Below are 26,703 nucleotides of genomic sequence, written 5' to 3' on the forward strand. Positions count from 1 at the left end.
TTTCCCGAAGTTGAAACGCGAACGGCCCGGCTCGGCCTTCCGCTGGCGTCGCGTTATTCCACCCTCCGCTGCGCCACGCGCTGACCGTCGGTCAGGCTGGCTGAGGGAAACAGCACCACGCTGCCGCCCGGGCTGACGCCGTCGAGCACCTGCGCCACGGTGCCGTTGTCGGACCCGATCCGGACGGTCTGCAGATGCGCGACCCCGTCGGCGACGCGGAACACCGCCCAGTCGTCGCGGTGGCGGAACAGGGCGCTGGAGGGCACCAGCGTGATGTCCTCTCCCTCCCAGACCACGATGCGCACCTCGACGCGATAGCCGTGGCCAAGGCCGTCGCGGCGGGCGCTGTCGCCGGTGAACCCGATGGTCGCCTTGACCCGCTGCTCCTCGACCCCGAGCGCGGAATACTTGGTATAGCCATAGGGATCGATCCGCTCGACCCGGCCCTCCAGGTCGCCCGCGCCGCCCCAGTTGGTGATGATCACCGGATCGCCCGGCCTCACCTGCACCGCGTCCGACGACAGAAGTTCGGCCTCGATCTCCAGGTCGCGTTCCACGTCGCCGATCTCGAGGATCGGCTCACCGGCGGGCAGGGTGGTCTCGCTCTTGTGGATCAGCTTCAGGATGGTGCCGTCGATCGGGGCGAGTATCGGGATGCCCGGGCTTTCCGCCCCGGCGCCCTCGATCGCCTCGGCCAGCCCCTTGTCGTCGAAACTGATGAGCTGGGCCCGCGCGCTGTTCAGTTCCGCCACGCGCATGGCGATGGCGGCGCGGGCGGTGTTGACGGCGGCATGGGCGACGCGGGCCTCCTGTTCGGCGCGCTCCTGCGCGACCTTGCTGGTGATGCCGCGCTCCACCAGCCGGCTGACCCGCTGCAACTCGCTGTCGGCGAACTCCTGGTTGGCCACTGCCGCGTTGAGGTCGGCATGGGCCACCTGTATTGCGGCCTCGGCGGCGGTCACCGCTGCCTCAGCCTGTTCGCGGGTCCGTGCATCCAGCGCCGAGGGGTTGGCCGGACGCATCCGCGCCACCACGGTTTCATTGCGCGTCACCTTCTGCCCCGGCAACACGGTGACGCGCTGCAATTCGCCTGCAACGGGGGAGGAGACCACATAGGGCTCATGCACCTGGGTGCGCCCCTCTTCGTCGATGCTCACCCGCATCGTGCCGATGCGCACCACGTCCATGTCCACCAGCACCGGGCGCGGCCAGAACGCCGCCGTCAGCGCCGCGCCGATCAGCGCCAGCGCGATCAGGCTGAGGACAAGGCGGGAGTGTTTTCGTTTGGTGGCCAACGGCTCAATCCCTCGTCTTTAGCGCAGATACCATGTCTGCCCTGTCGATGTCGCGTTTGACAAGCCAGCCCGAAACCAGCGCGGCGGCCAGCACCACGAGGATCGCCATGCCATAGCTCTCGGGGCTGAAGATTGCCTGGATCTGGTAGATGTCGGTGCTGAACCCCGCCGCGATGGCAAAGGTCAGCCCGTATCCCATCGCCCCGCCCAGCGGCAGCGCCAGCAGCGTGACCGCCGCCAACTCGCCCAGCAGGACAAAGGCGACCTCGGCGCGGCTGAACCCCAGCACCCGCAGGCTGGCCAGGTCGCGGGCGCGCTCGGCCTGGGCGACGCGGGCGGCGTTGTAGATCACGCCAAAGGTAATCACCGCCGCGATCGTCGCCATCACATAGCGCATCGCCCCGGCGCCCTGGTCCATCACCCGTTTCAGCGCCGCCAGGCTTTCCGATTTGACGCTGACGCCCGCGACCATCGGCATGTCCTTGAGGGTTTCATAGATCCGCGCCGCCTCGGCCTCGTCCACCCGCAGATAGGCGCCGGAGATGCGCAGCGGCTCCTTCAGCGCCCGGTTCAGCGCCCCCAGCTCCATGTAGGCGGGCGCGCCCAGCAGGCTTTCGGCCACCGCGATCACCGGCAGCTCCAGCCGCGGCTGGCGCCCCTCGCGCACATCGACGACAAGGGTGTCGCCGGCCCGGATGTCCAGCGCACGCGCCAGTACCGTGGAGAGGATCACGCCGCCCTCGCGCATCGGGATCGGTGCCTTCTCGGCATCGACCGCGCGGTTCAGGCGCGGCTGGTCGACCAGCCCGAACAGCGCGCCGTTGTAGCTGTGCCGCCCGTTGCGCAGGATCGCGGGCACCGTGCGCGTGGGCTCCGCCTCGATCACGCCGCGCAGGCCTTGCAACTCGTGAAGGCTGCGCGCCTCCAGCGGCTGGATGAAGCTCACGCTCAGGTCGCTGCGGTCGATCACGTCGAAGGTCAGTTCCTGCATGGCGTCGAAACTGTTCAGGATCGTCGCCATCGAAACCGAGACCGAAAGCCCCGCCGCGATCCCCAGCACCGCGCCGCCCATGCGCAGGGGCTGGCGGGTCAGGCGGCGCAGCACCATGCGCGTCGGCTGGTCGAGAAACCCGGTGAGGGCCGCGCCAATGCGGCCGCTGCGGCTGTAATCGGGTGGCGCCGGCGGGCGCATCGCCTCGGCCGGGGTCAGCGCGAAGACCCGCCGCAGGACCAGCAGCCCGCCCGCCGAGGCCGCCAGGATGCTGACGCTGAAGCCGCTGAGAAAGGCCGCCGGGTCGAGCCGAAAGACAAGGAAGGGGAACTTGTAGAAAATCAGGTATAGATCGACCATCCAGCGGCCCATGGCGATGCCCATCAGCCCGCCGGCAACCGCGCCGCCCACGGCGATGGAAAGGACCATGCGAAAGTAATGGCCGCCCACCTCGATATCGGTATAGCCAAAGGCCTTCATCAGGCCGATCTCCTCGCGCTCGGCCTGCACCATGCGCGAGATCACGATGTAAAGAAGAAAGGCGGCCACCGCGAGAAAAACCGGCGGCACGCTGCCCGCGCTGCGGCGCAGCCCGCCGATCTCCTCGCTGATGAAGCGGTCGGATTCCAGGTCGGACAGCGCATAGGCGCCGGTCGCCCCGTAGCGGTCGAGCAGCCGGTCGGCGGCGTCGGTCACCGCGTCGGGCAGGGCGTCGCGGGTGAGCGAAAGCAGAACCTCGTTGAAGGCGCCCTTCATGTCAAAGGCTGCCGACAGCGCGGTGCGGCTCATCCACAGCACGGCAAAGCGGGCGTCGTCCGGCACCAGCTCGCCCGGCGCGGTGGAATAGAGGAACTCCGGCGACTGGGCGAACCCCACAACCGTCAACTCGCGCCGGAACCCGTTCATGGTGGCGGCGATCCTGTCGCCGGGGCGCAGCGCGTGCGCGCGGGCGAAACTGCTCAGAACCACGACCTCGCCGGCGCGGTCGCCGTCGAACATGCGTCCATCGGTCAGGTAGACGGTGTTCAGCGCCGGCGCGCGGTAATCGGGCAGCGACAGCGCGCGGGCCTGGATCGGAACCGCAGTGCCGTCCAGATCGATCAGCGCGCTGCCCGCCACCCGGGTCTGGGCCGCCGCCACCCCCGGCAGGCGGCGCAACGCATCGGCGGCGGCCTCGGGCGCGCGCGCCACCGGGGCAAAGACATCGGCCAGCCGGTGCCGCTCATAATAGGCGCGGCGGGTCTCGTCCAGCGAGGCGACCAGGCCGGTCATCATCACTTGCATCATCACCCCCACCGCGATCACCGCGCCGATCGCCAGGGCCTGGCCCTTGATGCGCCATAGATCGCGCATCAGCTTGCGGGTCAGCGGGCTGGGGTGGAGCGTCATCGCCTCACCACTCGATCTCTTCGGGGGTCAGTTTCGCGGCGTTGACCTCGACCTTGCGCACGTCGCCATCGGCGAAATGGATCACCCGGTCGGCCATGCCGGCCTGGGCGGCGGCATGGGTCACGATCAACACCGTGGTGCCGGTCTCTTCGTTGATCTTTTTCAGCACGTGCAGCACCGCGCGCCCGGTGGTGCTGTCAAGCGCGCCAGTCGGCTCGTCGCAGAACAACACGTCCGGTCGCTTGGCCAGCGCCCGCGCAATGGCGACCCGCTGCTGCTCGCCGCCCGAAAGCTGGGCGGGGAAATGGTCGGCCCGCTTGTTGAGCCCGACCAGCGCCAGCGCTTCGTCAGGGTCCATCGGATCGCGGGCGATCTCGGTCACCAGTTCGACGTTCTCGCGCGCGGTCAGGCTGGGCATCAGGTTGTAGAACTGGAACACGAAGCCGACGTGATCGCGGCGATAGCGGGTCAGATCCTTGTCGCTCATCGCGGCAAGGTCGCGGTCGCGAAAGTACACCTCGCCATCGGTGCCGCGATCGAGCCCGCCGAGGATGTTGAGCAGGGTCGATTTGCCACTGCCGGACGGGCCCAGCAGCACCACGACCTCACCCTGAGGGATTTCCAGCGTGACCCCGCGCAGGGCATGCACCGCCGCCGGCCCTTCGCCGTAGATCTTGCGCAGCTTGCGCGTGGTATAGGTGGCGTCGGGCAGCGGGGCCTCCTCGGTCGGGATCAGGGCTGGCGGATGCCCTCCAGGATCAGGCTGAGCTGCTTGTCGGCCCAGGGCGCGGCGCGCTCGATCTGACCCGAGAGCGACATCAACCTTTCGTCCTCGCCAATGGCCATCGCCAGATGCACGCCGACCGGCAGATCGTTGGCGCTCCAGTGCAGCGGCAGGGTCACCGCGGGCTGGCCGCTGGCGTTAAAGATGGCGGTGAAGGGCGAATAGTCAAACACGCTGCCCGGACCGTTGCGATAGGCGACGAAATCCTCGAAATCCGGCTTGTACTTGCCCACCGGCGCCGGAGGGGTGGCAAGGGTTGGCGTCAGCAAGACGTCACAGTCCAGGAACACATGCGCCATGCGCCGACCAAAAGCATGCACAGCCCCCACCGCAGAAAGGTAATCGGCCCCCGATATCCCGCGCGCATGTTCGGCGGCGGCATAGGTCACCCCGTCGACCATTTCGGGGGTCAGCGGGCGGCCCTTCAACACCTCTTTCACGCTCAGCGCGGTGCCGCAGGCGACGATACTGGTCCAGGCCAGCATCATCGCCTCCACGTCCAGATCAGGGGCCGGGCGGAATTCCTCGACCTCATGGCCCAGATCCGCCAGCAAGCGGGCGGTCTTTTCCACCGCCGCGACACACTCGGGATGCAACGCGCCGCCGCTCAGGGTCGTCGTGCTGTAGCGGACCCGCAGCCGCCCCGGATCGCGACGCATCGCCTCGCAATAGCTGCCCTGCATCGGCGGCGCCCAATAGGGCGCGCCCAGGTCCGGCCCGGCGCAGGCATCCAGCATCGTTGCGGTATCCCGCAATGACCGCGTCAGCACCCCGTCGATCGCCATCCCGGCCCAGCCCTCGCCCGAGGCCGGCCCGTCGGGCAGCCGCGCGCGGCTGGGCTTGAACCCGACCAGCCCGCAGGACGAGGCCGGGATGCGCACCGAGCCGCCGCCGTCCGAGCCATGCGCCATCGGCACGATGCCCGCCGCCACCGCCGCCCCCGACCCGCCCGACGAGCCGCCCGAGGTATGCAGGGTGTTCCACGGGTTGCGGGTGGGCGCCCCGTAGACGCCCGCCTCGGTCACCGGACCGATACCCAGTTCGGGCGAGGTGGTGCGCGCATAGGTCACCACGCCGGTGGCCTGCATCCGCAGGAAAATCTCGGAGTCATAGGTCCACTCCATGCCCTGCATCAGCCTGGAGCCGTTGTTGGTGGGAAAGGCGCGCGCCTCGGCCCCCAGATCCTTGAGCAGGAAGGGCACGCCGGAAAACGGCCCCTTGGGCAGCCCGTCGCGGATCGCCTGCCGCGCCACCTCGTCGCGTCGCATCACCACCGCGTTGAGCGCCGGGTTGAGCGCCTCGGTCAGCTCCAGCGCGGTGTCCAGCAGTTCCTCCGCCGTCACCTCGCCGCTGGCCACCATCCCGGCCAGCCCGGTTCCGTCCTGCCGCAGATAGCTGTCTTTCATCGCCTCGTTCTCCCCGCGCGCCTGTCGCGTTCGTCGGCATCCTCTGCGGCTTGGCGGAAAAAGGCAACTGCCGGGGCTTGGCGGCGCGGCCGGGACGGGGCAATGTGCCGCCGGTCGCAGGCAGAGATTGGGCAGAGAAAGAGGGACGGGAATGACGCAATCGCCAATCGGTGGCCACGACGGCCCCTATCCCGCGCCGGTCGTGGTGGCCGGGCGCGTGGTCGCGCCGGAGTGGATCGACTTCAACGGCCACATGAACGTCGGCTACTACGGCATCGCCTTCGACCAGGCCGCCGACATCCTGTTCGAGGACCACCTCGGCCTGGGCGAGGCGCATGTGGCGCAGGCCGGGCAGGGGTCATTCGTTCTGCAGGAACAAACCCATTTCCTGAACGAGTTGCGCGAGGGCGAGGGGTTCTCGGTCCGCTTCCGCGTGGTCGATCACGACAGCAAGCGACTGCATGTCTTTGCCGAGATGATCCGCGACGGCGATGATGCGATCTGCGCCACGCAGGAGGTGATCTCGATGAACGTCGATCACACCACCCGCCGCTCCGCCGTCTATCCCGACTGGGCACTGCGGCGGCTGGCGCGGATGAAATCGGATCACGCCGGGCTGGACCGCCCGCCGCAACTGGGCGCGCCTTTGGGATTGCGCCAGCCGCGCTAACGTGGCGGCGGGGCGTGTTCCGCCCCGCCATCGGGTCGCGTCAGCACATCGGGTCGGGATCGTCCGTGCCCCAGGTGCTGCAGAACCCGCTGCTGCCGCCGGATGCAAGCGCCGGGTCATCGTCGCAGGGCTCGATCGTCATCAACGACAGGACGTCGTCGAGGCTGGGTCCGTCCTCATGTTCCGACGTGTGGTAGCTTGCGGTGTAGATGACCTTTGCATCGCCGCAGTCGTCATCGTCCGGGTCGTCGCCATCGAAGGCGGGCAACAGCCCCTTGATCGAGATCCGCGGATCGTCGCTGCCGCTCCCCCACGTGCCGCCGGAACCGCTGCCTTTGGTGCCGCCGGAGCCGCTGCCCTTGGTGCCACCCGAGCCGCTGCCCGTGGTGCCGCCCGAGCCGGAGCCCCTGGTCCCGCCGGAACCGGAGCCCCTGGTGCCGCCCGAGCCGGAGCCCCTGGTGCCGCCGGAACCGCTGCCTTTGGTGCCGCCCGAGCCGGAGCCCCTGGTGCCATCGGAGCCGCTACCCTTGGTGCCACCGGAGCCGGAGCCCCTGGTGCCGCCCGAGCCGCTGCCTTTGGTCCCACCGGAGCCGGAGCCATAGCCCCTGGCGTCTCCCCAATCACCGTCGAACGAGGATTTCAGATGGGTGTCGTACCAATGCGCAAAGGCATCCCCCTCGACGCCACCATTGTGATAGGCGGCCGAGGCGCTTGCCTGGGCGCCGGCGCTGCCGCAGGCGCCGCCCGATCCCGTGGTGCCGCCCGAGCCGCTGCCCTTGCTGCCACCGAAAAACGGATGGTTGAAATCCTTCATCACTCATCTCCTCGCCCGTAATGCGACTATGGGTCAAAGCGGTTCCGATCCGCGATCGGTCGTCCTGCGCCCGGACCTTTTCAAAAAACACGTCGTCGTTTCGCATGGGTATCGGACCATTCTATGGCGCGGATCGGAACGAATTAAGGTTTTGTGACACGCCCGCCAGCTTCGACAACAATTCGGCTGTGAACGGGAAACAGTCCCGCGCAAGCTGTGCTGATTGATTTCGCCGCAGCGCCAAATGCGGCGTGGGCTGCGCGCGCCGACCTGATTCGAGAAAGACCGCAGACCACATCTTGAAGTTTCCCAATTCTCGCCAGAATCCGCTGATAGCCCTGCCTCGACAAGGACGGCCCGCGCCCCCGCGCGCGCCCGGCCGGGCCCAGGTAACGAGGATAAGAGCATGGCGAGTGGAAAGACCAACAACACCCGGCTGAAACAGATCGTGGACACCGCCGAGGCCTATTTCGGCCTCAAGGTCCTCAAGGTTACCGCACCCGGCGGCAAGGGGCGGTCGAGCTTTCGCCTGCACTTCCGTGATGGCGACATGATCGCCACGCTGCGCCCCAATTTCCGCCGCACCCACCTGGAGGCGCATGTGCTGCACAGCCTGTCGCGGTATTGCGACGACCTGCCCAGATGCCTTGGCGTGGTGGACGAGGTCATGTTCCAGTCCGACGTGGGCGCGCGGCGTCTGAATATGGAAATCGTGCGCCACGGAGCGAAGGGCAAGGCCGATCTCGCCGCCGAGGCGGTGGCAGCGATCTTCCGCATCCAGGCGGCGGCACGGCGCACCGACCTGGGCGAAATGATGCCGCATCTTGGCGTCAACCGCGACTGGATCGAGAACTTCGTCGATGCCGTCGACGCGCTGCAACCCCACTCGGGCGGCCTCTCGAACCGGTTCGACCGGGCCGCCGCCTGCGCCGCCATCGACCGCCCCGCGCGGCAATTCGTGAAATGGGATTGCCGCTCGGGCAACGCCGCGCTGGACAGTGCGGACAAACTGCGCTGGTTCGATTTCGAATATGCCGGCATGCGCCACGGGGCCGAGGATTTCGCCTGGCTGATCGGCGACGAGGCCTGGCCGCTGCCGCCTGAAACCATGCTCGCGGTCGTGACCGACGCCTTTGATCCCGGCTGCGGCGAGGATCTTGACGACTACCTCGATTACCTGTCGATCTACACCACCTTCCATTGCATCCAGCGTTTCAAGCTGATCGTGAAAGAGGCCAACAAGCGCGGCTGGCTGTCCAAGACCAAGGTGCGCAAGTTCGACGATGCCGGCGTTCACCCCGATTTTGCCGCGCAAATCTGCCGCGTCGGCGCCTATTTCGCCGCACGGACCTCGCTGACGGCGCCCTTGGCGCGCAACTTCGAGGCCGCGCAGCGGGGCTTCGAGTCGCTCCTGCGCGACCAGCAGACCCGGAAAAGGGCCTGAGCCATGAAGGATGACATTCACACCTTGACGCAGACCCGTATCGAACTGGACGTCATTCGTGACTGGGCCGAATTCGAGGTTCTGGAGGCCCCTTGGAAGGCGCTGGAACGGCGCGACCCCATGGGCTCGGTTTTCCTGTCGTGGGAGTGGCTGGCGCAGGCGTTTCGCGCCCATCCCGGGCGCTGGCTGGTGGTCGTGGCCTATCGCGGCGACCGTCTCCTGGGCCTGCTGCCGCTGAAGACCCGCGTGCACTGGAGCAGCTCGCAAAACGCTTTCGAGACCGAGATCGAGGCCGGCGGTCGGCTGATCTGGAGCGAATACACCGGCATCCTCTGCGATCCGGCGGCGGAGGACGAGGTGATCGCCGCATTGGCGCGGCGGGTACAGGCGCTGCCCTGGGCGCGGTTGTCGCTGCGCTATGTCGATCCGCCCGCGCGCGCCGATGCCTTCCTGACTGCGTTTCCCGATCGCCGGTTCTCGGTGCGTCGGCGCGACTATCGCATCAATGGCGGCAAGACCGACAACCTGGTTTGCCCCAGGGCGGCGCTGCCCGACAGCTATGACGCCTGGCTGGAGGGTTTGCCCAGCAAGAACACCCGCCAGAAAATCCGTCGCTTCACCCGTCGTTATCTCGACAGCGGCGAGATGCGGATCGAGACCGCCGGCACCGGAGATGACACCGCCCGCGATCTGGACCACCTGCTGCGCCTCTGGCTGGAGAAATGGGCCGGACCGAAAGGGCAGGGAGCCGCCGAGCGGGTGGCGGCGAACTATCGCGAGGTTCTGGTCGCGGCGCAGCAACTCGGGCTGCTTCATCTGCCGGTCCTCTGGCAGGGCAACCGCCCGCTGGGGGCGTTGGGCCATGTGGTGGACCCGAGGGCAGGGCGAATGAATTTCATCGTCGCCGGGCGGGACCTGGCCGCGGATGCGCCGCACATCGGGCTGCTCCTGCACGCCGGGAGCATCCGCTGGGCCATCGAGAACGGCTATCGCACCTATGATTTCTGCCACGGCGACGAAGCCTACAAGTTCAGCTACGGCGCCGAGCCGCATCGGGTCGGATACATCGCGCTGCGCCGGCGCAGCGCCGACCGGAGCACGCCGCGTTTCGACCGGCTCAACACCGCCGAGGCGCTTCACCGCACGCAGGCGATGATCGAGGCGGGGCAGGGCGACCGTGCGGCGGCGGCCTGCCGTCAACTGGCGTCGGTGGTTGCGCGCGCCACAACGGGCTGACCGGTTCCGTACGTTTTCGCGGCCGGATCGTACGATCCGGCCCGCCGGGTCAGCCCGCCGCGATCCGCCGCCGCGCGGCGGTGAACCCGGCCAGTGTCATCCGCTCCTCGTCGGTTCGGGCCACCGGCACGCCCTGCCGCACCAGCGCGGCGGCGTAACGGTTCGCGGTATCGTCCGGCGCGATCAGCGCGACCTGCTGCCCCAGCCAATAGGGTCGCGCCGCGGCCAGTTCCGCCCCGATCAAAAGCCCGTGCAGCCGCGCGCGGGCTTCGCTGCCTGGCAAACCCTCCAGGGTGGCCATGGCGCGGATCTCGGCCAGCCCCGACGCCAGCCTTTCGGGCCGTGACATCGCGGTGTCGAGCGCGTCGGCGAAGGCGTCGTCGTCCCATTCGGTGCCGGTCAGACGCGCATGCAGAACGGGGGTGACGGCCAGCGCATCCGCTGCGACGCCGGTCAGGAAACTCTGGAAACTCACCACCTCCTCGGCGCTGACCTGGGCCCAGTGGGTGAGCGGGCCGGACAGGCAGATCACCCCGTCCCAGCCCGGGTTGAGGGCAAGAAATCCGGCGATGCGGACCTCGTCCCCCTGCATCAGGGCCGGCGGGCTGTTCTGCCGCAGGCCGGGCAGGGCATGGGCGTTGGTCCCGGCCTGCCGCTGCGGCTGGATCTGGCCGGGTTTCACGGGCACCGCCACCGGCGCCGGAGGGCCGGACAGCCCGCAGATCACTGCCGGGGCGCCGTCTGCCGGCGTGCCGAGACGCTTTATCAACGCGTCGGCGTGCTGCCGGTCCGGCACCTCTGGCGGTGGCGTGAGTGTGGCGCGGGCCGAGACGGCCCCGCCCCGAAGCAGCCAGGCCCGCGCCCGTCCCGGCGCGAGATCGACGGCGCACCAGGGGCGCGCATCGGAAACATCCGTCATAGAAGGGCCTTACGCGATCACTTCGCCCACGAGGATCTGCGGCTGCACATTGGTGAAATTGGCCACATCCGCCATCACCGGCCCCGAGGCCCGCATTGCCGCATCCATTGCCGCCGCATCGGCGAAGACCATCGTGGCCACGGCAAAATGGCCCGGCGGCATGTCCGGCCCGCCCGCGAGCCCCCTTGTCACCAGCGTGCGGTCGATATGCGGCCCCATGTGCTCGGCCACCAGGGGCATGTGGGTGCCGAGGTAGTAGTCGAAGTCGAATTCGGTCCCTTTCGTGATCGGGTAGATGACCTGGAGCGATACAGACATGCCGTTTCCTTTCGGGTTGCCGCGGCGCCGCACCGCGCGCGGGCAGGATGTCACAGCGGACAGGGGCGGGGCAAGGAAGCAGCGCCGGATGGTATCCGGCGGCTGGCGTCATCTCTGCCCCGGCCCGGTTACGGTCGGGGCGCTGAAGACAGGCATGGCGTTAACCGATTCTTGGACGGTTTTGGTTTCCTGAACATCAACAATTTTAGACTTTTCGCGGGATTGGTGCGGCAAGCATTTGAAAAATGTCTGTTTTTTGGGGGATCAAAAAAAATAGACAGACTGTTTCCGATGAAAATATTAAAACTATATGGAAGAGTGGTAAATTGAAACGTGGCGAAACCGGGACGAGATCACACCCGTTTTCGTCCGCGACGCGGCCGGGGCATCTGTGGGGGAAGGTCCGGCAACACGCTTCGCAACGCGCGCCCGGTCAAGCTGCTTTGACGGGCAAACGGACGTTTGGACGTGGGGTGGTGCGCAGAAAGGTCTGCGCGCGGGTCTGCGGTTATGTGCTGTGCTCAGGAGAGCCGACAATGAGTTTGTATGACGACATGCGCAGCGAAGCCCTGCGTTTCCCCCCGAAGCCAACGGCGGTCGCAACACGGTTCATCGTGCCGAGGCCGGCCAATCTGGACAGACCTTTTCGCGTCCTCCCGGCGACGGCGCCGCAGGCGGTGACCGGGGATGCAGGATGGTATGTGCACTTTGGCAAACGCGCGTTGGACCTCGTGCTGGTCATCCTCACGCTTCCCGTATCGCTGCCGATCATCGCCCTGTGTGTACTGGCACTTTGGCTCGAAAGCGGCCTGCCGTTCTACTGGCAGGACCGGATCGGGAAGGGCGGGCGCCGGTTCCGGATCGTCAAGCTGCGCACCATGGTGCGCGACGCCGATGCACAACTGGCCCGATACCTTGCCACCGATCCGGCGATCCGAGACGAGTGGAACCGGACGCAGAAGCTGCGCAACGATCCGCGCATCACCCCGGTCGGGAATATCCTGCGGGCGACATCGCTCGACGAGTTGCCGCAACTGTGGAATGTCATCAAGGGCGAGATGAGCCTGGTCGGACCGCGCCCGATGCTGCCCGAACAGGTCCGGCTGTACGGGGATGACAGCTGTTATGCCTCGGTGCGGCCGGGAATCACCGGCCTGTGGCAGGTCTCGGCCCGCAACGACAAGGAATTCAGCCATCGCGCCAGGGTCGATGTCGCCTATTGCCGGTCGCTGTCGCTGTGGCGGGATATCGTCCTGATGGTCCGGACAATCGGCGTCGTGCTGCGCCGGACCGGCATCTGATGGGCTGTTTCCAGTTGGCTGATTGTTTGGAGGACGGGCTGTGAGGGACTATCTTGATGAGGATGCAGCCGCCGGCGGGTCCATGTTGTTTTCGCTGGCAAGGACGGGTGAAACGGAACGGATGACCGGCCAGGACCGAAGGATCTTCCGACGCAGGGCGGCGCGCGATACCTCTGACGGCAACTTGCCGTCGGTGCCGCGGATCAGCAACCTTCCGGCGACCCTGCCGGAGGCCTGGGACCGGCTGCGACGCGTCAGGATTGGCGGGCGCGATGCCCGCAGCGATCCCGCGCCGCTGGTCAGCCTGTACCGCGACGACCCGGCGGCAAGGTCGTTCGACCTGTTGCGCACCCGGATGAAACAGGCGCTGCGCACCCACGGCTGGCGCCGCGTCGCCATCGCCGCCCCGACGCCCGGATGCGGCACCACCTTTACCGCGGTGAACCTCGCGCTCAGCCTCGCGCGGGTCCCGGGAACGCGCACCGTGCTGATGGACATGAACCGGCGCGATCCCGGCGTCGCCCGGATGATGGACATGCGCGGACTCGGCGACATGGAGGGGTTTCTTCGCGGCGACATTTCGGCCGAGGAGCACATGGTGCGCTGTTGCGACGGCCTCGCGCTGGGCCTTGCCGACGCGCCGGACCGCAACGCGGCGGAAACCCTGCATGATCCGCTTTGCGCCCGTGCCCTGGACGACATGATCCTGACGCTCGATCCCGACGTGGTGCTTTACGACCTGCCGGCGATCCTGTCGTGCGACGATGCCGCGGCCTTTCTGCCGCAGATCGACGCGCTGCTGCTGGTGGCCGACGGCACCCAGACCACCGCCGAGCAGATCCGCGCCTGCGAGGATATCCTGGGCGATCATGTCGAGCTTCTCGGGGTGATCCTGAACCGGGCCCGCGGCGGCGGCCGCTAACAGGCGGAGTCGCCTTAGTTTCGCCCGCTTGCTATGATCTTTTCCAGGAAAGGCCCGGTCAGCGGGCGGTGCGGGGCCAGGGCACTGGCCGCGCGGAACTGAGGTGGGGCGATGGGGCCGGTACACTCTTTGGCGGATGTTCTCGACATGGTGCGCCGGCGCGCCTGGGTGATCCTGTTGGTGGCGATCCTGGGGTGTGCGATCTCGGTCCTTTTCGCACTCGCCCAGCGGCATCTGTACCGGGCAACCGAGGTGATTCAGGTGGTCCAGCCCAAGGTCGCCGGCGAATTGGCGCGCAGCACGATCGAAGGGTCAGCGGCGCGGCGGCTGGAGTCGATCGAGCAGCGGGTGATGGCACGGGACAGCGTGCTTGAGGTGATCGCGCTGTTTGATCTCTATTCCGATGTTCCGGCAATGACGCCCAGCGAAAGGGTGGATGCGCTGCGCGAGGCCGCCACGATCCGGCTGACCGCCGCCGCCGGCAACGGCCACGACGGGTCGGTGTCGATCCTGACCGTCACCGCCGAGATGCCGACCCCGGAGCAGGCCCGGCAGATTGCCCATGAGTTCGCCCGGCGCACGATCCGCCTGAGCCGCGAGAGCCGGCTGGAGAAGGCGCGCGAGACGCTTGCCTTCTTTGCCGCGCGCGAGGACACGCTGCGCCAGCAGGTCGAGCGGATCGAGGACGAGATGACCGCCTATCGCAGGGCCAACGACCTGGCGATGCCGGGGACGCTGGACTTTCGCCGCGATGAGGTCGCCGGGATCAACCAGGAATTGCTGACCATCGCGCGCGAGCGCATCCGGATCGAGCGGGCGGCGGAACAGGCCCGCCAGACCGAACGCCAGGCCACCGCCGATCGCATGCAGGCCGACTTCAATGCCCAACTCGCCACGCTGGATGCGCAGGTGCGGCTGCTGGAGGGGCGCAAGGCCGAACTGGAAAGCTCGATCGAGACCTCACCGCAGACCGAGCGGCAGATCGGCGCCTTCGAAAGCCAGCTGACCGGGCTCCGCGCCGAACTGGAGGTGGCCTCGGCGCGCCGCACCGAAGCCGAGGTGGGATACCGGCTGGAAACCCAGGGACAGGGCGAGCAACTGACGGTGATCGAGCCGGCGATTGCGCCCACCTATCCCTATACCCCCAGCCGCAAGAAAATGGTCATGGCCGGGGCCTTCGCCAGCCTGCTCGCGGCGCTGGCAGTGGCGCTTGGGCTCGAGGTTCTGAACCCGGTGATGCGGACCGCGTCACACATGGAGCGTGACCTGGGGATCAAGCCGGTGGTCTCGGTGCCGCGCCTTAACCCGCGTCGCTACCGGCGCGGGCTCTGGGCGCGGCTCTGGCGCCGGTCGCCGCGACGGGACGCCCCGGACCGCGCCGCGTTCTGACCCGCGCCTGCGGGGGCCGCGACGATCACGACAGCACGCCGATCAGCGCGGCGACCTTGGGCCAGTGCAGGTGCAGGGCCAGCGCGCAAAGGGCACCGGCCGGAACCGCAAAGCAAAGATCGGCAACCGGATCCCAGACCCGGTGCCGCCGCGCCAGCCAGACCAGCGCCGGGTAGGTGGCGATGTGGGTCAGGCCGATGGCGGCGATCGCGCCAAACAACCCGTACCAGGAGATGCCGGTCAGGATCAGCCCGGTCTGCGTGGCCGCGCGCACCAAGGCGTAGATGAAATAGGACCGGCTGTCGCCCGCCGCGAGCGCCGCCTGGTCATAGGTCATGCTCAGCGTTGCCGGCACCATGGCGCAGGCCATCAGGGTCACGATCTCGCCCGAGGTCAGGTAGCGGTCGTCGTAGAGGAACTGCACCAGCGCCGGACCGATCAGGGCCATCACGATGGACAGCGCGGCGACGCCGCCGGTCAGGGCCAGGCGCAACAGGCGCTGCTTGCGAAAATTCTCGCGCGAGGCGTGGGCCGGGCGGTCGCGGTAGATCGGGATCATCAGCCCATGCGCCACCGACTGCCCCATCAGGGTGGGAAAACTGGCAAGGAAATAGCCGATATTGTACAGCCCCAGCAGTTCCAGCGACAAAAACCGGCCCAGGATCAGCCGGTCGCCCTGGATGGTGATGAACCACAACCCGGTGCTGAGAAAGATCCACTTGCCGAAGCGGATCAGCTCGGCGGCGAGCTCTCGGTTCCAGCGAAACCGGTTGCGGTGCCCGGGCAGGGCCAGGTTCATCAGAAAAAGCCGGGCGGTTTCCTGCAGGATGCCGCCGATCACCAGCGCCACCACCGACCGCGTGTAGACCGCCAGCAGCACCATTCCGGCGATACCCACCGCCTGCGCGATCAGCTCCAGCACGGTGAGCCGGCCCAGCAGCAGGTGGCGATGCGCGCTTTGCACCTTGGTCGGCACCAGCCCGTTGATGGCGATCGCGAACCCGGCGATGGGCAGGTAGAGCGCGAGATCCGGCTCGCCGTAGAACTGCGCCACCGGCAGCGCCAGCAGGCAGGTGGCCAGCCAGAGACCTATGCCGCGGACCACCTGCATCGCCCAGGCGGTGTCGAGGAAATCGGGATCGTCGCCGCGCGGGTTCTGCGAGATGGCCGGGCCAAGCCCGATGTCGGAAAACAGCGACAGCCCGGTGGTGACCATGGCAACCAGGGCCATCAAGCCGAAGGCCTCGGGAAACAGGATGCGGGTGAGGATCAGGTTCGAGGCCAGCCGCAACCCCTGGGTGCCGCCATAGCGCAGGCCCAGCCAGGCGATGCTGCGCAGCGCGCGCGCCATCAGGCCGTCGCCTCGGAATGCGGAAATCAGTCGGGTCACCGGCGCCGTTCTTGTCTGGGCCCGCATGGGGCGTCGGGCGCAGGCTAGGGCGCGGGCGCCGGGCGGTCAATCGGCGCTGGCGGCTTCCCTCGCGCGCCGCCAGCAGCTAGGAAGGCGGGGCCGCAGACCCGCAGGATCGCCGCCGTGAAGATCGCCTATGTGCTGAACACCTATCCCTTGCCATCGCACAGCTTCATCCGCCGTGAGCTTCGCGCGCTGGAAAAGGGCGGGGTGGAGGTGATGCGGCTGGCGATGCGGCGCAGCACCCTGCCGCTGGTCGATCCCCGGGACCGCGAGGAAGAGGCACGCACGCAATATGTGCTGGAGCGTGGCGCGCTTGGTTTGCTGGGGGCGCTGGCGGGCCGCGCGCTGCGCCATCCGCGCCGGTTCCGGTCCGCTCTGCGTCTGGCGTTGCGGGCCGGGCGGGCCTCGCATGTGGGAATGCTGCGGCACATGATCTATCTGGCCGAGGCGGCCGAGGTCGCACGCCGCTGCGAGGCCGGGGGGATCGCGCACATGCATGCCCATTTCGGCACCAATTCGGCCATGGTGGCGATGCTGGCGAACGCGCTGGGCGGGCCGGGCTACAGCTTTACCGTTCATGGACCGGAGGAGTTCGACGCCCCCGCCGCGCTGTCGCTGGGTCTGAAGACCGACCGCGCCGGTTTTGCCGTGGCGATCAGCCAGTTCGGTCGCAGCCAGCTTTGCCGCTGGGCTGCGTTCGACAGCTGGGACCGGATCAAGGTGGTCCATTGCGGGATCGAGCCCGGCGCCTTTGCCGAGCCCGCACCGCTGCCGGACGGGCCGGTACGGATCGTGAGTATCGGCCGCTTTTCCGAGCAGAAGGGCCAGATGCTGCTGATCGAGGCGATGGCGCGGCTGCACCGGGTCGATCCGTCGCTGCACCTGACGCTGGTAGGCGACGGCGAGCTGCGCGGCGCGCTGGAGCGGGCGATTGCCGCGCGCGGGCTGGGCGCGGCGGTCACGCTCACCGGCTGGCTGGACGAGGCCGGCGTGCGGCGCGAACTGGCGGCGTCGCACGCGCTGGTCCTGCCCAGCTTTGCCGAGGGGCTGCCGATGGTGGTGATGGAGGCGATGGCGGCGGCCCGCCCGGTGATCGCCACCACGATCGCCGGCCTCCCGGAATTGGTGCGCCCCGGCGAAACCGGCTGGCTGGTGCCGGCCGGAGATGCACAGGCGCTGGCCGGGGCGGTCTCCGAGCTGGCGGCGATGCCGCGCGGCACGCTGGCCCGTATCGGCGCCGCCGGGCGCGCCCGGGTTCTGGCCCGGCACGATGCCGCGGCCGAGGCGGCCGGGCTGGCGGCGCATTTCGCCGCCGCGATCGAACAGGGCTGACGACCCGCTCCTATCGGAACGCGGCGACCGCGTCCCAGCGCGGGTTGTCGTCGGACAGGTGGCGCAGGGTGCCCCAGCTGCCCCATTTGCTCGGTGGGTTCACATCCGCGAACAGGGCGAACAACCGCCCGCCCGCCGCGTGCCATCCCGCGATCAGATCGGTATAGAGCGCGCCCATTTCGGCGCTGTAGTTGACGTGGATGAAGAACTCGGTCAGCGCCTCGTCATCCACCACCGGCCCTTGACCGACCAGATGCGTGCCGCCCTCGTACATGACGAGGTCGAGCCCATGCGCCCGGGCGACCCTGGCGTGATGGGGGAAAAGCGTGGTCAGCAGGTGGTTCAGGGTGCCGCTCTCGGAGCCGCTGCTCAGACCGTCGCGCAGTTCGGCCTCGGCCAGGGCGGTGGCCACGTCGTATTGATGCGCCTCGACATAGGCGGCGAGGGCCTGGCCGGTCAGCCCCTCGGCCTCGGCCGCCTGCTCGGCCAGGGTACGGCTGTCGGCGATCCAGTCGCGGACCATCGGCGCGCGGTCCTCCTTGCCCAGCGCATGGCCGAAATAGCCAGTGATCGCATAGGCGTCGAAATAGCTGGAAACCTGCGGCCTGGAGGGCAGCTCCTGCTTCAGGAGCGGCGGGTCGAGAATGTCCCTCTCCAGGTCCAGCCAACCGGTCTGGGTGGAAATCACATTGATCAGCCGCGCCTCGGCATCGGCGCCATAGACCTCGGACCAGATCGCCGCCGCCTGGCTGGCGCGCAGGGCGTAATACTGCACCCAGGCGTTGTCGCGCCCCCATCGCTCCTGCGCCATGCGGCCGGCCCAGCGGGCCTGCTCGAACTGCCAGTTCCAGACCTCGTTGGAAAACTCCACATAGGCGGTCAGGTCGCGCCAGAGCCCGTCATGCACCAGGGTGGCAAAGCGCCGGATGTAATCGTCATCGGCCAGATGCGGCATGTTGAACCAGGCGTCCATGCCCAGAAGGTTGGCCAGGTCGAGCATCACCTCGGTGGGCACACCGCGCAGCGAATAGGTGTAATCGGACCGGCGCGGGCGGTCGGACCAGCTGCTTTGTTCGGAGTCGTTGGTTTCCATCCAGTCCATGAAGCGCAGCGCCTCGAACCCCTCCAGCCGGTGCAGGAAATCGGGATTGAACACCGCGCCGGCCTCGAAGATCGCAAGGTTGTCCTCCTTGACCAGGGTGATGTTGCGGACATGGTCGCCGGTCTTCTTGCGGTCGGTGCGCTGGATGCGGATATCGACGAGGCCGGGCCCCGGCTGGTAATCGAATCGCACCTCGCCCCTGCCATAGCGGACGTTCTTTGCCCGGCCGCCGACCTCGACGATGCCGTCGCCTTCGAAGCGCAGGACATAACGCCCGGCCAGGTCCTGCGCTGCCTCGGGCATGCTGGTCAGCACCACTGTGCCGATCGACCCCAGTTCGGGCGGGATTTCCACCGGCCAGCCGTTTTCATCCAGATAGCCCGCTGCGGCCAGGTCGTCGTGACCGGCCCCGCCCCACCGGCCCGGCTTGTGGCCGATCCAGGTGCGGGCGGTCTTCATCACGTCGATGAAGGGTTGCTGCGTCTTCCAGTCGGTGACGCTGGACAGGTGCACCATGATCGGCACCGGGTTCGCCGGCAGCGGCGGGGCATCCTCGGCCCCGGCGGGCATGGCGAACGCGCCGCAAAGCGCGACGAGCATCAGGGCGAGGCGGATCAACCCCGTCATTGGCGAACTCCTGTCATCGGGTTGGCGGCGACCGTCTGCCAGACGATCCGCTGCATCAGCCGGGCCGCCTCGGGTCCGGGTGCGGTGGCGGCGCTGCCGTCGGCACGGGTCAACTGGCGCGGCAGCCCCTCGGGGCTGCGCCCGTAGAGCACCGCGTAGTGGGTCAGCGCCACAAGGTAGGTGCCGAGGTCGCCAAGGTGGATCTTGTCGACCCCTCCCGCTTCGTCCCGGGCAAAGAGGTCGTCGCGCCCGGTGATGTTGTCCACCCCGCCGGCCGCCTCCACCGCGCGCACCACCGCCGCAATCACCTGGCCCGCCGGGATCACGCGGATCGGACGCGTCGCGCCGCCCGCCGCCAGGTCGGGAAGCAGGAGCTTGTTTTTCCAAAGGGTTTCAGGATCGCTGTCGAGGCGGCTCAACCAGCCCTCGGGATCGTCCAGCCGGTGCCAGGTCTCATAGAGATACACCCGCGTTTCGTCCGACCCGCCGCGCGCCAGATCGGCCCATTTCGACAGGTAGCGCGCGCTGTCGTGGTATTTGATCGCATCGCGCAGCTCGACCATCTCGGTCAGCACCACGGCGTCATAGTCGCCGGACCCGATCGCCTCCCGCGCGGGGCGGAAGTGTGGCGTGTCGTTCTCTGCCTCGAAGCCGTTGATCTCCAGCCCCGGTTCCCAATGCTCTTTCAGCGAGGTGCCCCAGCCCAGTTGCAGCGCGTAGCTGTGCCCGGCGCCGCCAAGCTGCGCCAGCATCGCCGGCATGTCGCGCCCCACCAGGCTGTGACCCAGGTGATAGACCGAAAGCGGCCCCTCGCGCGGCGGCAGCGGCGTGGCATAGGCGGCGGCGACGGCGCCCGCGTCGGGCTGGCGCGGCTTGAACCACAACCACCAGGCCAGCCCGGCAAGGGCCAGCGCGGCAAGGATAAGGATCGGCAATGTTCGCGGGCTCATGGTTTGGCGGGCCTTGTTCGGGTTGGGCGTCTCGTCATTCCCGATCTAGCGCAAATGGTGGGCCGGAACACGCGGGAAGCACAACCGCCGCCACGATCAGCCCGCCGCCGGTGGCAAGGCGTCCGTTCAGGCAGGCTCCGGTGGCGAAAGGCGCGACGGGGCGCAGGAAATGCGCTGTGAAGTGGCCGGGGGGGCCATCGAACCCGATCCGGAGCGTCTGGAAGTCGAACAGGGTCCGGCTCAGCGAGTATTGCGCCTTGTAGGTGGCCTCCTTGGCGCAAAAGATCCGCTTGGCCACGGCGCGGCGCTCCGCCCGGGACAGGGCGGCGAGGCCCGCGCGCTCATCCGGGGTGCAGACGGTTTCGATCAGTTCGGCGGGAAGCGGGGTATCCTCCTCCAGGTCCAGCCCCAGGGCGCGGATGTCGCGCCGGTGCGCCACTGCGGCAAGGCAGGCGGTGGCGCAATGGGCAATGGTGCCGGTCATCCCCCTGGGCCAGACCGGCGCGCGGTCGGCCCCGTGCAGGACCGGGGCAGGGGGCAGGCCAAGCTGGACCATCGCCGCCCGTGCCGCCGCGCGCCCGGCGTCGAATTCGCGCAGCCGCGCGGGGCGTGCGCGGGACAGTGGCGCGCGTTCTTCGGGCCATGCGACAGGCTGCGGCGCGCCCGGATCGGAGGACGCAAGCGCCACCGTTCCGGGCAGCAGCACCCGTGCCTGCGCCCAGGCGTCCGGCTGTTGCAGGGAAGGGGCCGCCGCACTCATCCGGCGCGCATCCGTCGCCGGTCGCGCATCGCGCGCCGTTTCGAGATTGTCTCGCTGCGGTCCTGCGGGGCGGTTTCGGGCGGCGGGGGTGGCGGATCACCTGCCCCCAGATGCGCCGCCAACCCGCCCAGAGTGGGAAAGCGGAAGATGTCGGTGATCGACAGGTCCGGCCGGTCCAGCGCGCTGCGGATGTCCCGGTGCGCCTGCACCGCAAGCAGGGAATGTCCGCCGAGGGCAAAGAAATTGTCCTCCGCCGCGATCCCGGCGGGATCGAGACCAAGGATGCGGCCCCAGACTACCGCGATCTGCGCCTGCGGTCCGACCTCGCCGCCGGGGGCTGCGACCTCGCCCACGGAGGGGCGCGGCGCGGTCGTGGCCGGTGCCGGATCGGGCAGCGCCTTGCGGTCGATCTTCTTGTTCGGGGTCAGCGGAAAGGCATCCAGCCGCGTGATCCGTGCCGGAACCATCACCTCGGGCAGGTGGCGGGCCAGTTCGGCGCGCAGGGCGGCTTCATCCGGTGCCGCCTCGGAGGTGACATAGGCCAGCAGGCGCTGATCTCCCGCCGCGCTGCTCCGCGCCACGACCACCGCCTCGGTGATGCCGGGCTGCGCGGTCAGCGCCGTTTCAATCTCGCCCAACTCGATCCGCTGGCCGCGGATCTTGACCTGGTGATCGGTGCGACCAAGGAAATCGAGCCGCCCGTCCGCCCGCCAGCGCACCAGATCGCCGGTACGGTACATGCGCAGCGGCGCGGGGCCGGACAGGCCGATCTCGGCGGCAAAGGGATCGGGCGGGAACCGCTCCTCCGTCATTTCCTCGCGCTGCCAATAGCCGCGCGTCACCCCGGCGCCGCCGATGCAGAGCTCTCCCGGCACGCCGATGGGGGCGGGGCGCCCGGCGGCATCCAGCACGTAAACGCCGGTATTGGCGATGGGGGTGCCGATGTTGATGACGCCCTGCGCCTGCGCGCCCACCGCCTCGCAGGTCGACCAGATCGTCGTTTCGGTCGGCCCGTACATGTTGAGGATGCGCGCGCCGGTGCATTCTCGCAGGTCCGCGACCAGATCGCCGGGCAGCGCCTCGCCCCCCAGCAGCAGGGTTTCGACCCTGCCCAGCGCCAGCCGCGCCTCGTCGTTCATGGCGATGATCCGCGCCATGCTGGGTGTGCATTGCAGATGGGTCACCCCGTGGCGCAGGATCTGCGCGGCGAACGAGAAATCATCGGCCTCGGGCGCGCTGGGCGCATTGGCCCGCGCCAGCACTTGCGCCAGCGGCTTCAACCCCTTCAGCACCAGGTCGGGGGCGATGCCATAATCGATCAGGCAGGCGACCTCGTCGACCCCGATCCGCTTGAGCTGTTCGACCCGCGCCAGCCCGTCCGCGACGGTGCCAAACAGGCCGGAATCCTCGAAATACCGCTCGAAGGCGAAATCGAGGATCGCCTCCAGCTCGTCCTCGCCCAACACGCCGAGGTCCATCTCGAAGGCATTGGTCACGCCCTTGGGTTTCTTGAAGGCGGGGAAGGCCCAGGCGTATTGCTTGATCAGGCCCGCGGCCGCGCGCAGGTAGTCCTTCATCGGCCCGCGCGCGACGCGCGCCGCCTCTTCCCGGCTGTCGGCGAGATAGCTGTGCAGCATCAGCGTGACGGTGAAGTCTTTGGGGTCATGCCCGTTTTCGCGCAGCGCCGCGTGATAGAGGCGGATCTTTTCGCCCACCTCGTCCACCGACTGGCCCAGCAGGTGGGTCAGCACGTTGGCGCCGATTGCCCCGGCCTCCTTCCAGGTCTCGGGATTGCCGGCGGTGGTGACCCAGATCGGCAGTTCCTTCGACACCGGGCGGGGCTGGGTGACGACCGAATGCATCGTGCCGTCCGCCTTGGGGAACTCCACCGCCTCGCCACGCCAGAGCTTGCGCAGGGTTTCGATGGCCTCGTACATCGCCGGCTTGTTGTTGGGCGGCGTGTTCTCGGGGCGCAGAATGAAATCGTCCGGTTGCCAGCCCGAGGCGATGCCGAGCGCGGCGCGCCCGTTTGTCAGGTTGTCGATCACCGCCCATTCCTCGGCGATCCGTGCCGGGTGGTGTAGCGGCGCGACGCAGCTTCCCGCGCGCACCGAAAGATTCCGCGTCACCGCTGCCACCGCGGCGCCGGTGACGGCGGGGTTGGGATAGGGGCCGCCAAAGGCGTGGAAATGCCGTTCCGGCGTCCAGACCGCGTTGAAGCCATGGGCATCTGCGAATTTCGCGCCCTCCAGCAACAGCTCGTATTTCTTCGGGCCGACCCCGTCGTCATTGCCCCAGTACATCAGGTTGAAGTCGATGTGCCGGTCGCTCACCGCCAGCGGCGATTGGGAGACCACGGCGCGGTTGTCGTCGCCTGCGAGCACCAGCTTGAACCCGCGCGCCAGGGTCCAGAACAGCTCCAGCACCGAGATGTCGAACCCGAGGCTGGTCACCGCCAGCCAGGTGCCGGTCTCGGGCACGCCGATGCGGTCGTCCATCGCGGCGAAAAAATTGGCCACATTGCGGTGCTCGACCATCACCCCTTTGGGCAGGCCGGTGGAGCCGGAGGTATAGATCAGATAGGCCAGATCACCCCCGGTGGCGCCGCCGTCGACTGCTTCGGCCTGTTCGTCTGTGCCGTCATATTCGACGATCTCCGCATCCGTGCCGGGCAGTTGTCCGCGCAGTTCGGTATCGGTGACGATCAGTGCGGCGCGGCTGTCGGTGATGTAATGGGCGATCCGGTCGGCGGGATAGGCCGGGTCGAGCGGCACATAGGCGCCGCCCGCCTTCATGATCGCAAGCGCTGCAATCACCATCTCGGGGCTTCGGCGCAGGCAGAGGCCCACATGCGAGCCCGGCGTCACCCCCTTGCCGCGCAGCACTGCGGCCAGCGCATTGGCCCGCGCGTCAAGCTGGGCATAGGTCAGCGCGCGATCCTCGAACACCAGCGCGGTGGCATCGGGGGTTCTTGTCACCTGGGCGGCGATGGCACCGTGGATGGTCTGCTCCGGGTCATGATCGCGCGCGGTCTGGTTCCAGGCCTGGACCGTCTTGCGCCGCTCCGAGGTGGGCAGGATGTCGAGCGTGCCAAGTTCGGCGGTCTCCTCGGCCCCGGCCAAGGCACGCATTGCCGCCTCAAGCCGCCGCGCCAGCAGTTCTGCGGCCTCCTCGTCCAGCCGGGACCGGTCCACATGCAGGCTCACCCGCTCGCTGCGCAGCGCCACGGTCGCGGCGCATCCCGTCACCGGCCCGGCACCATCCAGCGCCAGCGCGATCTGCGGCGCGCCGCTCCAGCCGATCTGCGGATCGCGGGCGATGAGGTCGCGGGCGAATCCGCCCTTTTCGGCACGGGCGCGGATCGTTTCCAGCCCCTCGACGGCCTCCGCCAATGTCGTTTCGCGATGCACCTGCACCGGCACCCAGCCCGCGACATAGCCCGGCGCCGCAGCCTCTGCCGCCGCCAGCGCGGCATCGGTGAGTGCAATGTCGGCAACCTCCGCGCTGCTGCTCAACAACGCCCAGGCCAGCGCCGCCAGCGCGGCGCGCTCCGGCTCCAACCCGTCGGGCAAGGCGATGCGCAGCGCCTCCCAGTCGGGTGCGGCGTTTTCGGCCGAGGCCAGCGGCAGTTGAACCGGGTGCATCGCGGTGAGCGCGCGGCGCCAGAACGGCTCGGGTTTGACGGTGGCGGCCAGCGCCTTTGTCAGGTCTCCGGCGCGAGAGGTGTCGGCGCTGGGCAGCATGTCGCCGGGTCTGGCCAGATCGCCGGGCAGGACCGCCGCGCCTTCGGGCGTGGTCAGCCCGGACAGCCGCAGCGCGCCCTCGCCTGTGGCCACGGTCAGGCTGTCGCGATCGATCTCCATCACCGTGCCGGGCAGTCCCTGCGCCGCGCCTGCCGGTTCGGCCCGGCCAACCAGCAGCACCCGGCCCGCGATCTCGACCTTCGGGCAGCCCATCGGGTTGCGGTAGCCGCCGAAATCCAGCGCCCGAACCAGTGCCGCCAACTCCGCCGCCGGGCGGTGGAACTCCAGCCGCGCCGCCGCATCGGGCCGGGCGTCGCGGGCGACATAGCTGCGCTGGCTCAGATCCTGTTTCTGCCGCTCCGGCGCGCCGCGCTCCAACTGGTCGAGCACGGCGGGAAAGCTGTCCATCGCCGCGCCGTAGCACTTGGAGTTGAGCGAAAAGGCGGTCTCGTTCGGGGCGATGGCGAAATGCGACTGGGCCAGGATATCGCCCTCGTCGATGCCGCCCTCGATCATGTGCCAGGTGACGCCGTAGTCGGCCTCGCCCGCGATCAGCGCCCAGACCGGGGCGTTGATCCCGGCATATCGTGGCAGCGGCCCGTCATGGAAATTCACCGCGCCGCCGGTGGGCAGCGCCAGCACCGCATCGGGGATCAGGTCGAGGTTGGCGATGGACAGCAGCCAGTCGAAGCCGCCGGGGCCGAACCGCCCCGCCAGTGCGGCGATCCTCTCCTCGACCGCGAGGCCGTTCTGCGCCGCCCAGGCGCGGATCTCGGCATCGCGGGACACCACGGCGCAGATCTCGTGCCCGCGCGCACGCAGCGCCTCGCCGCAGCCGATGAGCAGGGATTCATTGCCGATAAGAACACAGGAAAACGGGGTCATTTCTTATCCTCGGCCGCGTTTCGGGCAATCGTTAAGGCGGGGGTTGGTGCCGGGCTCTGGCGCGGCGCGCGCAGGCCGTCGGCGATCAGGTCGCGCAGGAAGCGGTCGGGATCGGATTGTGACTTGCCCGAGAGCGTGCGGCGCAGCTCCCAGATTGCCTGCCCGGCGCCGCGTGCCAGCGTCGCGGCAGCTGCATAGGCGTGCCCGTGGTTCTTGGTGAAGTAATGGCGGCGCGAGGCGAACCAATAGGCCGGGGTGCGCGTCCAGCCCTTCATTCCGGTCGAGGCCGAGCCCAGGTGCACCACCTCGCTTTGCGGAATGAACCAGGTCTCCCACCCGGCCCGGCCCGCACGCCGGCAAAGGTCGGTTTCCTCGTAGTAGAGAAAGAAGGTCTCGTCGAAGAGACCGATCTCCTCCAGCATCTCCGCCCGCATCATCAGGCTGGCGCCGGCGGTCCAGTCGACCCGGGTTTCGGTCTGCGGGATCGGCATCGCCACGATCGCGCTTTTCAGCAGGCGCGAGATCGGGCCGGTGCGCGCGGCCATCTCGAACTCGCCCGCGATCGAGGGAAAGCGAAAGGCGGTGTGATGCGGCATCCCGTCCTCGCCCCGCACGAAACTACCGGCGATGCCGGCGCGCGGATTTGCCACCAGGAAATCACGCAACCGCTTCAGCGCGCCCGGTTCCGGCCAGGCGTCGGAGTTCAGCAGATAATAGAAATCCGCGGTCGTGCCATTCGAGAGCCCGGTGCGGATGCCGAAATTCATCCCCGCGCCGAAGCCGCCGTTATGGCCGGATTCGACCACCCGCAGTCGCCCGCCCGTAGTCCAGCCGCGCGCCTGGGCTTCCTCGACGATATGGGCAAAGGAGCCGTCGGCCGAGTCGTTGTCCACCACCAGAACCTCACCGCGCAGACCCTCCATCGCGCGCAGGGCGGCCGCGGCTGATTTCAGCGTCAGCTCCGGCGTTCGGAAATTCAGGATCACAGCCAGGATTGTGGGAACGTTCATCG

The 26,703-nt window shown here is 68.5% G+C and carries 20 protein-coding genes; 7 read left to right on the forward strand and 13 right to left on the reverse strand.

The window, feature by feature from the left end:
* Positions 1–53 precede the first annotated feature (53 nt).
* From P1U75_RS20250 to P1U75_RS20265, 4 genes are read right to left on the reverse strand one after another with little or no spacing between them, the layout of a single operon-like run.
* Entirely contained in the window at positions 54–1,295 is a 1,242-nt protein-coding gene (locus P1U75_RS20250; protein WP_300246625.1) for an HlyD family efflux transporter periplasmic adaptor subunit, read from the reverse strand.
* A gap of 4 nt (positions 1,296–1,299) precedes the next feature.
* Positions 1,300–3,675 (reverse strand): ABC transporter permease, encoded by a 2,376-nt coding sequence (locus tag P1U75_RS20255; protein WP_300246628.1) that lies wholly within the window; start codon positions 3,673–3,675, stop codon positions 1,300–1,302.
* A gap of 4 nt (positions 3,676–3,679) precedes the next feature.
* The gene (locus tag P1U75_RS20260) at positions 3,680–4,387 is read right to left on the reverse strand and encodes an ABC transporter ATP-binding protein (RefSeq protein WP_300246705.1); all 708 of its coding nucleotides are present in this window, start codon (positions 4,385–4,387) and stop codon (positions 3,680–3,682) included.
* Between the two features lie 20 nt (positions 4,388–4,407).
* Complete coding sequence (locus P1U75_RS20265; protein ID WP_300246631.1) at positions 4,408–5,865, reverse strand: amidase family protein; 1,458 nt, start codon at positions 5,863–5,865, stop codon at positions 4,408–4,410.
* Positions 5,866–6,016: 151 nt separating this feature from the next.
* On the opposite strand from P1U75_RS20265, the gene P1U75_RS20270 reads away from it, so the two are divergent.
* Positions 6,017–6,535, forward strand: coding sequence for a thioesterase family protein (locus tag P1U75_RS20270; protein ID WP_300246633.1), 519 nt, complete (start codon positions 6,017–6,019; stop codon positions 6,533–6,535).
* A gap of 40 nt (positions 6,536–6,575) precedes the next feature.
* Here the strand turns inward: P1U75_RS20270 and P1U75_RS20275 are convergent, their stop codons facing one another.
* On the reverse strand, positions 6,576–7,349 hold the full coding sequence (locus P1U75_RS20275) for a hypothetical protein (protein ID WP_300246636.1): 774 nt from the start codon (positions 7,347–7,349) through the stop codon (positions 6,576–6,578).
* 406 nt (positions 7,350–7,755) lie between these two features.
* Between P1U75_RS20275 and P1U75_RS20280 the strand changes: the two genes are divergently transcribed.
* Together P1U75_RS20280 and P1U75_RS20285 are read left to right on the forward strand one after the other, a co-directional pair.
* Positions 7,756–8,793, forward strand: a complete 1,038-nt coding sequence (locus P1U75_RS20280) for a hypothetical protein (RefSeq protein ID WP_300246638.1) — start codon at positions 7,756–7,758, stop codon at positions 8,791–8,793.
* 3 nt (positions 8,794–8,796) lie between these two features.
* Positions 8,797–10,029 (forward strand): GNAT family N-acetyltransferase, encoded by a 1,233-nt coding sequence (locus tag P1U75_RS20285; protein ID WP_300246640.1) that lies wholly within the window; start codon positions 8,797–8,799, stop codon positions 10,027–10,029.
* A gap of 49 nt (positions 10,030–10,078) precedes the next feature.
* Here the strand turns inward: P1U75_RS20285 and P1U75_RS20290 are convergent, their stop codons facing one another.
* Both P1U75_RS20290 and P1U75_RS20295 read right to left on the reverse strand, forming a co-directional pair.
* Entirely contained in the window at positions 10,079–10,948 is an 870-nt protein-coding gene (locus P1U75_RS20290; protein WP_300246641.1) for a 2-dehydro-3-deoxygalactonokinase, read from the reverse strand.
* A 9-nt stretch (positions 10,949–10,957) separates the two neighbouring features.
* Positions 10,958–11,266, reverse strand: a complete 309-nt coding sequence (locus P1U75_RS20295; protein WP_300246643.1) for an EthD family reductase — start codon at positions 11,264–11,266, stop codon at positions 10,958–10,960.
* 701 nt (positions 11,267–11,967) lie between these two features.
* On the opposite strand from P1U75_RS20295, the gene P1U75_RS20300 reads away from it, so the two are divergent.
* From P1U75_RS20300 to P1U75_RS20310, 3 genes are all read left to right on the forward strand, one after another.
* A complete protein-coding gene (locus P1U75_RS20300) occupies positions 11,968–12,567 on the forward strand; it encodes a sugar transferase (protein WP_366915075.1) in 600 nt (199 codons plus the stop codon).
* A gap of 40 nt (positions 12,568–12,607) precedes the next feature.
* Positions 12,608–13,489 (forward strand): CpsD/CapB family tyrosine-protein kinase, encoded by an 882-nt coding sequence (locus P1U75_RS20305; RefSeq protein WP_300246645.1) that lies wholly within the window; start codon positions 12,608–12,610, stop codon positions 13,487–13,489.
* Positions 13,490–13,600: 111 nt separating this feature from the next.
* Complete coding sequence (locus P1U75_RS20310; protein ID WP_300246647.1) at positions 13,601–14,878, forward strand: Wzz/FepE/Etk N-terminal domain-containing protein; 1,278 nt, start codon at positions 13,601–13,603, stop codon at positions 14,876–14,878.
* Between the two features lie 25 nt (positions 14,879–14,903).
* On the opposite strand, the gene P1U75_RS20315 is transcribed toward P1U75_RS20310, so the two are convergent.
* Positions 14,904–16,268: an oligosaccharide flippase family protein gene (locus tag P1U75_RS20315; protein WP_300246649.1), complete on the reverse strand. Its 1,365-nt coding sequence runs from the start codon at positions 16,266–16,268 to the stop codon at positions 14,904–14,906.
* A gap of 144 nt (positions 16,269–16,412) precedes the next feature.
* Between P1U75_RS20315 and P1U75_RS20320 the strand changes: the two genes are divergently transcribed.
* A complete protein-coding gene (locus P1U75_RS20320) occupies positions 16,413–17,624 on the forward strand; it encodes a glycosyltransferase (protein WP_300246651.1) in 1,212 nt (403 codons plus the stop codon).
* A 10-nt stretch (positions 17,625–17,634) separates the two neighbouring features.
* Here the strand turns inward: P1U75_RS20320 and P1U75_RS20325 are convergent, their stop codons facing one another.
* Genes P1U75_RS20325 through P1U75_RS20345 form a run of 5 tightly spaced genes read right to left on the reverse strand, consistent with a single transcriptional unit; the run spans position 17,635 to position 26,701 of the window.
* On the reverse strand, positions 17,635–19,353 hold the full coding sequence (locus P1U75_RS20325) for a hypothetical protein (RefSeq protein ID WP_300246653.1): 1,719 nt from the start codon (positions 19,351–19,353) through the stop codon (positions 17,635–17,637).
* Complete coding sequence (locus tag P1U75_RS20330) at positions 19,350–20,303, reverse strand: hypothetical protein (RefSeq protein ID WP_300246654.1); 954 nt, start codon at positions 20,301–20,303, stop codon at positions 19,350–19,352. The genes P1U75_RS20325 and P1U75_RS20330 overlap by 4 nt, the downstream gene beginning before the upstream one ends.
* A 34-nt stretch (positions 20,304–20,337) precedes the next feature.
* On the reverse strand, positions 20,338–21,063 hold the full coding sequence (locus P1U75_RS20335; protein WP_300246656.1) for a 4'-phosphopantetheinyl transferase superfamily protein: 726 nt from the start codon (positions 21,061–21,063) through the stop codon (positions 20,338–20,340).
* Positions 21,060–25,691 (reverse strand): MupA/Atu3671 family FMN-dependent luciferase-like monooxygenase, encoded by a 4,632-nt coding sequence (locus tag P1U75_RS20340; RefSeq protein WP_300246657.1) that lies wholly within the window; start codon positions 25,689–25,691, stop codon positions 21,060–21,062. The genes P1U75_RS20335 and P1U75_RS20340 overlap by 4 nt, the downstream gene beginning before the upstream one ends.
* On the reverse strand, positions 25,688–26,701 hold the full coding sequence (locus P1U75_RS20345; RefSeq protein WP_300246658.1) for a glycosyltransferase family 2 protein: 1,014 nt from the start codon (positions 26,699–26,701) through the stop codon (positions 25,688–25,690). The genes P1U75_RS20340 and P1U75_RS20345 overlap by 4 nt, the downstream gene beginning before the upstream one ends.
* Positions 26,702–26,703: the final 2 nt, after the last annotated feature.

The organism is Antarcticimicrobium sp. (assembly GCF_029212575.1).
Taxonomy (GTDB): Bacteria; Pseudomonadota; Alphaproteobacteria; order Rhodobacterales; family Rhodobacteraceae; genus Antarcticimicrobium.

What these genes read in the sequence shown, in the direction of transcription:
- P1U75_RS20310 (WP_300246647.1), top strand. Translation starts at nt 13,601, where the DNA reads ATGGGGCCGGTACACTCTTTGGCGGATGTTCTCGACATGGTGCGCCGG.
- P1U75_RS20290 (WP_300246641.1), bottom strand. Translation starts at nt 10,948, where the DNA reads ATGACGGATGTTTCCGATGCGCGCCCCTGGTGCGCCGTCGATCTCGCG.
- P1U75_RS20285 (WP_300246640.1), top strand. Translation starts at nt 8,797, where the DNA reads ATGAAGGATGACATTCACACCTTGACGCAGACCCGTATCGAACTGGAC.
- P1U75_RS20280 (WP_300246638.1), top strand. Translation starts at nt 7,756, where the DNA reads ATGGCGAGTGGAAAGACCAACAACACCCGGCTGAAACAGATCGTGGAC.
- P1U75_RS20275 (WP_300246636.1), bottom strand. Translation starts at nt 7,349, where the DNA reads ATGAAGGATTTCAACCATCCGTTTTTCGGTGGCAGCAAGGGCAGCGGC.
- P1U75_RS20295 (WP_300246643.1), bottom strand. Translation starts at nt 11,266, where the DNA reads ATGTCTGTATCGCTCCAGGTCATCTACCCGATCACGAAAGGGACCGAA.
- P1U75_RS20255 (WP_300246628.1), bottom strand. Translation starts at nt 3,675, where the DNA reads ATGACGCTCCACCCCAGCCCGCTGACCCGCAAGCTGATGCGCGATCTA.
- P1U75_RS20270 (WP_300246633.1), top strand. Translation starts at nt 6,017, where the DNA reads ATGACGCAATCGCCAATCGGTGGCCACGACGGCCCCTATCCCGCGCCG.
- P1U75_RS20345 (WP_300246658.1), bottom strand. Translation starts at nt 26,701, where the DNA reads ATGAACGTTCCCACAATCCTGGCTGTGATCCTGAATTTCCGAACGCCG.
- P1U75_RS20330 (WP_300246654.1), bottom strand. Translation starts at nt 20,303, where the DNA reads ATGAGCCCGCGAACATTGCCGATCCTTATCCTTGCCGCGCTGGCCCTT.
- P1U75_RS20335 (WP_300246656.1), bottom strand. Translation starts at nt 21,063, where the DNA reads ATGAGTGCGGCGGCCCCTTCCCTGCAACAGCCGGACGCCTGGGCGCAG.
- P1U75_RS20265 (WP_300246631.1), bottom strand. Translation starts at nt 5,865, where the DNA reads ATGAAAGACAGCTATCTGCGGCAGGACGGAACCGGGCTGGCCGGGATG.
- P1U75_RS20340 (WP_300246657.1), bottom strand. Translation starts at nt 25,691, where the DNA reads ATGACCCCGTTTTCCTGTGTTCTTATCGGCAATGAATCCCTGCTCATC.
- P1U75_RS20325 (WP_300246653.1), bottom strand. Translation starts at nt 19,353, where the DNA reads ATGACGGGGTTGATCCGCCTCGCCCTGATGCTCGTCGCGCTTTGCGGC.